This window comes from Streptomyces specialis (assembly GCF_001493375.1).
Lineage (GTDB): Bacteria > Actinomycetota > Actinomycetes > Streptomycetales > Streptomycetaceae > Streptomyces > Streptomyces specialis.
This window is the reverse complement of sequence record NZ_LN929780.1, coordinates 1-6,408: the sequence shown is the minus strand read 5'-3', so window position 1 is coordinate 6,408 and position 6,408 is coordinate 1. Positions and strand designations below refer to the sequence as shown.

Here is a 6,408-nt window from a genome sequence, read left to right as displayed (position 1 = left end):
AGGAGAGGGAAGGATCGTTCAACGTAAACGGGCCGATGATTGTGTCATATGTGATAAATGGGTAAAGGGGCGCCCATAGGGAGCCCACCTATCTGCTGCGTCGGCAGCGTCGGAGGCTGACGAGCGAGCCGCCGTGGTCGGGCGGCTCGCTCGTCAGCCGCACGCTCCTGATCGTCGCCCCCGCCGTGCTCGCCGCCGCGGCGCTGCGCCCCCGTTCCCGTCCCGGTTCCCGCTCTCGGGCCCGCTAGGAGGTTCCGGTGTCCGAATGGCTCGTGCTGACCCTCGCCATCCTGGCGACCTGCGCGATCGTGCTGCTCGCCGCCGTCGTACGGCAGCGCCGTGTCGGCGAGGAGGACGACCCCTCCGAGACGCCCGACGTCATCGAGTACATGACGATGATGATCGGTGTGGTGTACGCCATCGTCCTCGGTCTGGCGATCGCGGGCGTCTGGGAGGCGCGCGGCGAGGCCGACGAGTGGGTGCGGATGGAGGCCCAGGCGCTGCACGAGATGGACGTGCGGGCCGAGGTTTTCCCGGCTGAGACGCGCGACCTCATCCAGGCCGACATCGCCGCGTACGTCGGGTACGCCGTGGACGAGGAGTGGTCCCACATGGTGGACCACGGCGAACTGACGGAACGCGGCGACGAGTTGCTCACCCAGTTGCGGACCACCGTCATGGCGCCCGAGCCGGGTACGGTCCGCGAGGTCCAGGCGTACCAGGGCCTGGTGGATCAGGTCGCCCTGGTGGACGAGGCCCGCTCCGGGCGTGGCGACAGCGCGCAGTCCACCATGCCGGGCGTGGTGTGGGTCGGGCTGATCGCGGGCGCGGCGGTGACGCTCGGCATGGTGTTCGCGCTCCAGATCCAGCGGTCGCGGCGGGAACTGGTCCTGGCGGGGCTCTTCAGCGCGCTGATCACGTTCCTGCTGTTCCTGATCTGGTACTTCGACGACCCGTTCGCCCACGGCCTCGGCGATTCAACCGAGGCGTACATGTCATTCTTCCCACAGTTCGCCGACGGCGGCTGAGCCTCCGGCGCGGGCCGCCCACGCTCTAGCATGAGGCAGATGAGCCCACTGTTCCCGGCCCTGGACAGCGCCTCGTCCAAGACCGCGCTGCGTTTCGGCGACCGGATATTCAGCTACGCCGGTCTGCGCGGCACGGCCGGTGTCCTGGCGCGGCGGCTCGCCGGCCACCGGCGGGTCGCGGTCTGGGCCCTGCCGGAGCCCGAGACGGCCGTCGCGGGGGTGGCCGCGCTGCTCGCCGGAGTGCCCGCCGTGCCGGTGAACCCGAAGATCGGGGAGCGGGAGCTGGCGCACATCGTCGCCGACAGCGCGCCCACGCTGGTGCTGGCGCCGCGCGGAGCGGAGCTGCCCGGCGCGCTCGCCGCGCTGGAACGGCTCGACGTCGACGCCGCCCCGCCCGCCGGCCAGACGGACGGCACGGACCGTGCGGACCGTGCGGACGCCGACGAGGAACGCGCGGCGCTCGTCGTCTACACCTCGGGCACCACCGGCCCGCCGAAGGGCGTGGTCCTCTCCCGCCGGGCCATCGCCCGCACGCTGGACGCGCTGGCCGACGCCTGGCAGTGGACGGCGGACGACGTGGTGGTCCACGCGCTGCCGCTGTTCCACGTGCACGGCCTGGTGCTGGGGGTGCTGGGCCCGCTGCGGCGCGGCGGCACCGCGCACCACCTGGGACGTTTCTCGCCGGATGGCGTGGCCTGGGCACTGGCCGGGGGCGGCACGATGCTGTTCGGCGTCCCGACGATGTACCACCGGCTGGCCGAGGCCGCCGGTGCCGACGCGCGCCTCGCGGCGGCGCCCGCCGGCGCCCGGCTGCCGGTCTCCGGCCCCGCGCCGCTGCCGCTGCCCGACCACGAGCGGATCCTCGCCGCGACGGGCCGCCGGGTGATCGAGCGGTACGGCATGACCGAGACCCTGATGAACACCAGCGTGCGCGCCGACATGCCGCCCTCGACGGGCACGGTCGGGGTCGCCCTGCCGGGCGTGGAGGTCCGGCTGGTCGACGACGCCGGACAGCCGCTGACCGCCGACGACGGCGAGACGGTGGGCGAGATCCAGGTCCGCGGCCCGAACCTGTTCACCGAGTACCTCAACCGCCCCGAAGCCACCGCCGAGGCGTTCGACGGCGACTGGTTCCGCACCGGCGACATGGCGACGCGCGACGCGGCGGGCCGCTACCGGATCGTGGGCCGCAAGTCGACCGACCTGATCAAGAGCGGCGGCTACAAGATCGGCGCCGGCGAGATCGAGAACGCGCTCCTCGCCCACCCCGGCGTCGCCGGGGCCGCCGTGACCGCCGCGCCCGACCCCGATCTGGGCGAGCGGATCATCGCCTGGATCGTGCCGCGCGAAGCCGCCAGCCCGCCGTCCGCGCAGGAGCTGACCGACCACGTCGCGGGCCAGCTCGCCGCGCACAAGCGCCCGCGCGAGGTCCGCTTTCTCGCCGCGCTCCCCCGCAACGACATGGGCAAGATCCTCAAAAGGGAGCTGGTGTGACGGCCGCCGCCGCGCCCGGCCCGCCGCGCTCGGCGCGGGACCTGATCGCCTGGGTGGCGGGTGAGTTCACCGAGCTGCCCCACCGTGACGCGGACGCCGCCACGGACGGCCCGATCGGCTGGGCCGGGTACGCCGACAGCAGGGCCAGGGCCAGGAAACGGACGGGCGAGTCGGAGTCGGTCGTCTGCGGCATCGGCGAGGTCGGCGGCACCGAGGCGGTGCTGATCGCGTTCGAGTTCGGCTTCCTCGGCGGCTCGATCGGGCGGGACACCGGGGAACGCGGCGAGAACGCGTTCATCACCGCGCGGGACCTGTCCCTCCCGGTCGTGTCGCTGATCGCCAGCGGCGGCAGCCGGATGCAGGAGGGCATGCACGCCCTGACGCAACTCCAGCGCATCGCCCGCCAGATGGTGCGGCTGCGGGCGGCCGGGCTGCCGCATGTGGCGGTGCTGGCCGGGCCGGTGACCGGCGGCGGCTGGGCGACGCTGGGCGCGGGCGCCGACGTCCGGGTCTCGCTGCCCGGGGTCCAGGTCGGTTTCGCCGGTTCCCGGGTCCGGCCCGAGGGTGTCGATCCGTACGCCTACTCCGCCGAGGGCCAGTTCGACGTCGGGCAGGTGGACCGGATCGTGGAGCCCGGCGAGCTGCCGGAGGTGGTGGCGCGCTGGCTGTCGCTGCTGACCGCGCCCGCGCCGGGCCCGGTGCCGCCGCCCCGGGCGCTGCGTGCCGTGCCGCCGCCGGACAGCGGCTGGGAGGCGGTGCAGCGGGCCAGGGCGGCCGACCGGCCGCGCGCCCGCGCGTACCTGGAGGCGTACTTCACCGCCCGCGAGCCGCTGGCCAGCACCGACCCCGGCATCCTGTGCGGGTTCGGGCTGCGGGACGGTCGCGGCGTCGGATACGTCGCGCAGCTCGGCACGGCGACCAGCCCGGCCGGGTTCCGGGCGGCGACCCGGCTGGTGCGGCTGGCGGACCGGCTGTCGATCCCGGTGCTGACGCTGGTGGACACGCCGGGCGCGGCGAACGACGAGGCGGCCGAACGCGACGGCGTGGGCGCGGCGATCGCCGAGACGATCACCGCCGTGGCCGGCTGCCGGACGCCGGTCACCACGCTCCTGGTCGGCGAGGGCGGCTCGGGCGGCGCCGTGGCGCTGACGTCGGCCGGGCACACGTGGGTGACGGCCGACAGCTACTACGCGGTGATCGCCCCGGAGAAGGCCGTCTCGATCCTGAAGCGCGGCCCCGGCGAGGTGCGGGAGACCGCCGAGCAGCTCCGGCTGCGCCCGCGGGATCTGGTGGAGCTGGGCATCGCGCGCGGCATCGTGCCGCCCGGGTGACGTCCCCCCGGCAGCCGGCCGCCGCCACGGCTCACGGCGTTCCGGTGGTGGCGCCGAGCCCGGCGATCCGGGCCAGCCTCCGGTAGGAGTCGAGCCGGTCGGCGTCGTCGTGCGCGGTGAGGGTCAGCAGCAGTTCGTCGGCGCCGGTACGGTCGGCGAGACGGGCGAGGGCCGTGGCCATCCCGGCCTCGTCGCCGTGCAGTTGGCCGGAGCGGGCCTCGGTGAAGTAGCGGCGCTCACGTTCGGTCATCTCGCGCGCCAGAATCTCCTCCGGCGGGTCGAGCGGCGGGAAGACGCCCCGCGTGCGGGAGTACGCCGTGGCCCACGCCTCGGGGACCTGGAGGAGCGCGGCCTTCTCGGGCGTCGCGGCGACCGCCGCGTTCACCGCGAGGACGACGTAGGGCCGTTCGCCGTGCGGGGAGGGGCGGAACGCGGCGCGGTAGCCGTCGATGGCGGCCAGCATCCGTTTCTCGTCGCTCAGGTGCGCCATGACGAGGGGCAGGCCCTGGGCGGCGGCGATGGCGCCGCCCGCGCCCCCGGCCAGGACGAACGCGGGCCCCCGCAGACCCCGGGCGGGCAGGGCCGCGACGGGCCCGCCGCCGTCGAAGTGGCGCAGCAGCTCGCCGACCTGCTCGCCGAACCGGTCCGCCGCGTCCTTGTCCACGCCCAGGGCGTCCCGGACGGCGCCGGTGAAGCCGACCGAACGGCCGAGCCCCATGTCGACGCGGCCGGGGAAGAGGGACTCCAGCACCCCGAACTGTTCGGCCACCACCAGCGGCCGGTGGTTGGGCAGCATGACCCCGCCCGTCCCGACGCGGATGCGGCTGGTGGCGGAGGCGACGGCGGCGGCCAGCACGGTGGGCGCGGAGCCGGCGACCCCCGGCACGCCGTGGTGCTCGGCCACCCAGAACCGGTGGTAGTTCAGGGCCTCCGCCTCCCGGGCGAAGCGGATCGTTCCCCGGAGGGTCTCGGCGGGGGACCGGCCGCGCCGGATCACCGCCCGGTCGAGGATCGACCACCGCAGTGACCGCAGCCGGGCCACCGCCTCTCCCCCCGCCCGGTCCGGCGCCGCGCCACCATGTCCGACTCCGCTGCTGTTCACATCAGGTGCAACAGCGGCGGGCGCCCAGGATTCCCCGTCGCCCCGGGCCCGGCCGTGCCCTGTCCTGCCCGGGGACGGGTACGGGGTGTGCGCATGAACCGTGCTGATCGCGTCGGGGCAGGCGGTGTGGGCGGCGCCGGGGAAGGTCGCCGCCTGAACGGCGGGGTGGTACGGATGGGACATGGACTGGATCGCCCACCCCGACGCCTGGCTGAGCCGCCTGGTCCTGCAACGGGGCCTGGCCGCGGTGTATCTGGTCGCGTTCCTCTCCGCCGCCCGGGAGTTCCGTGTCCTGGCCGGTGAGCGCGGACTGACCCCGGCGCCCGCGTACCTGCGGGCGGTGCCGTTCCGTCGCGCGCCCAGCCTGTTCCACCTGCGGTACTCCGACCGCCTCTTCGACACGGTCGCCTGGCTGGGCGCGGCCCTGTCGGCGGCGGTCATGGCGGGGGCGGCGGACGCGGTGCCGCTGTGGGGCTCGATGGCGCTGTGGGCCGTGCTGTGGCTGCTGTACCTGTCGATCGTGAACATCGGGCAGGTCTGGTACGCCTTCGGGTGGGAATCGCTGCTGCTGGAGGCCGGTTTCCTGGCGATCTTCCTCGGCAACGACACCATCGCCCCGCCGACGGTGGGCCTGTACCTGGTGGTCTGGCTGGTCTTCCGCGTCGAGCTGGGCGCCGGGCTGATCAAGTGGCGCGGCGACCCCTGCTGGCGGAACCTGACCTGCCTCTACCACCACCACGAAACGCAGCCGATGCCCGGCCCGCTGAGCTGGTTCTTCCACCATCTGCCGCGCCCGCTGCACCGGGTGGAGGCGGCGGCGAACCATGGGGCGCAGCTCGTCGTACCGTTCCTGCTCTTCGCGCCGCAGCCGGTGGCGACCTGGGCGGCGGCCGTCGTGATCGTCACCCAGTTGTGGCTGGTCGCCTCGGGGAACTTCGCCTGGCTGAACTGGCTGACGATGGTCCTCGCCGTGGCCGCGGTGGACGGCGCCCGGCCCGCCCGCCACGTCCCGGCGCTCCCCTCCCCGCCCGGCGACCGGCCGGACGCGCCCGCCTGGTTCACCGCGACCGTCCTGGCCGCCGCGGCCCTGGTCGCCGTGCTGAGCCATCGCCCGGTCCGCAACCTGCTCTCCCCCGCCCAGGAGATGAACCGCTCCTACAACAGCCTCCACCTGGTCAACTCCTACGGCGCCTTCGGCAGTGTGACGCGGCAGCGCCACGAAGTGGTCCTGGAGGGCACCAACGACGACCCGGCGACCGGCGCGGCGGACTGGCGACCGTACGAGTTCCACGGCAAACCCGGCGACGTCCGCCGCCTGCCGCGCCAGTTCGCGCCGTTCCACCTGCGCCTGGACTGGCTGATGTGGTTCGCCGCGCTGACCCCGTACGCCCCGTCCCCCTGGCTGCGCCGCCTCACCCACCGCCTCCTGGCCGGTGACCCGGCCACCCTCCGC

The 6,408-nt window shown here is 74.6% G+C and carries 5 protein-coding genes; 4 read left to right on the top strand and 1 reads right to left on the bottom strand.

The window, feature by feature from the left end; all coding sequences use genetic code 11:
* Positions 1 to 257: 257 nt before the first annotated feature.
* Genes BN2279_RS06860 through BN2279_RS06850 form a run of 3 tightly spaced genes read left to right on the top strand, consistent with a single transcriptional unit; the run spans position 258 to position 3,853 of the window.
* Positions 258 to 1,028 carry a bestrophin-like domain gene (locus BN2279_RS06860; protein ID WP_059007512.1) on the top strand — a complete coding sequence of 257 codons (771 nt, stop codon included), beginning with the start codon at positions 258 to 260 and terminating at the stop codon, positions 1,026 to 1,028.
* Between the two features lie 39 nt (positions 1,029 to 1,067).
* Positions 1,068 to 2,522 (top strand): acyl-CoA synthetase, encoded by a 1,455-nt coding sequence (locus tag BN2279_RS06855; RefSeq protein WP_059007510.1) that lies wholly within the window; start codon positions 1,068 to 1,070, stop codon positions 2,520 to 2,522.
* Positions 2,519 to 3,853 (top strand): carboxyl transferase domain-containing protein, encoded by a 1,335-nt coding sequence (locus tag BN2279_RS06850; RefSeq protein ID WP_059007508.1) that lies wholly within the window; start codon positions 2,519 to 2,521, stop codon positions 3,851 to 3,853. The genes BN2279_RS06855 and BN2279_RS06850 overlap by 4 nt, the downstream gene beginning before the upstream one ends.
* A gap of 31 nt (positions 3,854 to 3,884) precedes the next feature.
* Here BN2279_RS06850 and BN2279_RS06845 read toward each other — a convergent pair whose 3' ends face one another.
* On the bottom strand, positions 3,885 to 5,138 hold the full coding sequence (locus tag BN2279_RS06845) for an MsnO8 family LLM class oxidoreductase (RefSeq protein WP_079031933.1): 1,254 nt from the start codon (positions 5,136 to 5,138) through the stop codon (positions 3,885 to 3,887).
* On the opposite strand from BN2279_RS06845, the gene BN2279_RS06840 reads away from it, so the two are divergent.
* The coding region (locus tag BN2279_RS06840) for a lipase maturation factor family protein (protein ID WP_059007506.1) at positions 5,137 to 6,408 on the top strand (1,272 nt) is incomplete at its 3' end. The two genes, BN2279_RS06845 and BN2279_RS06840, sit on opposite strands and share 2 nt — an antisense overlap.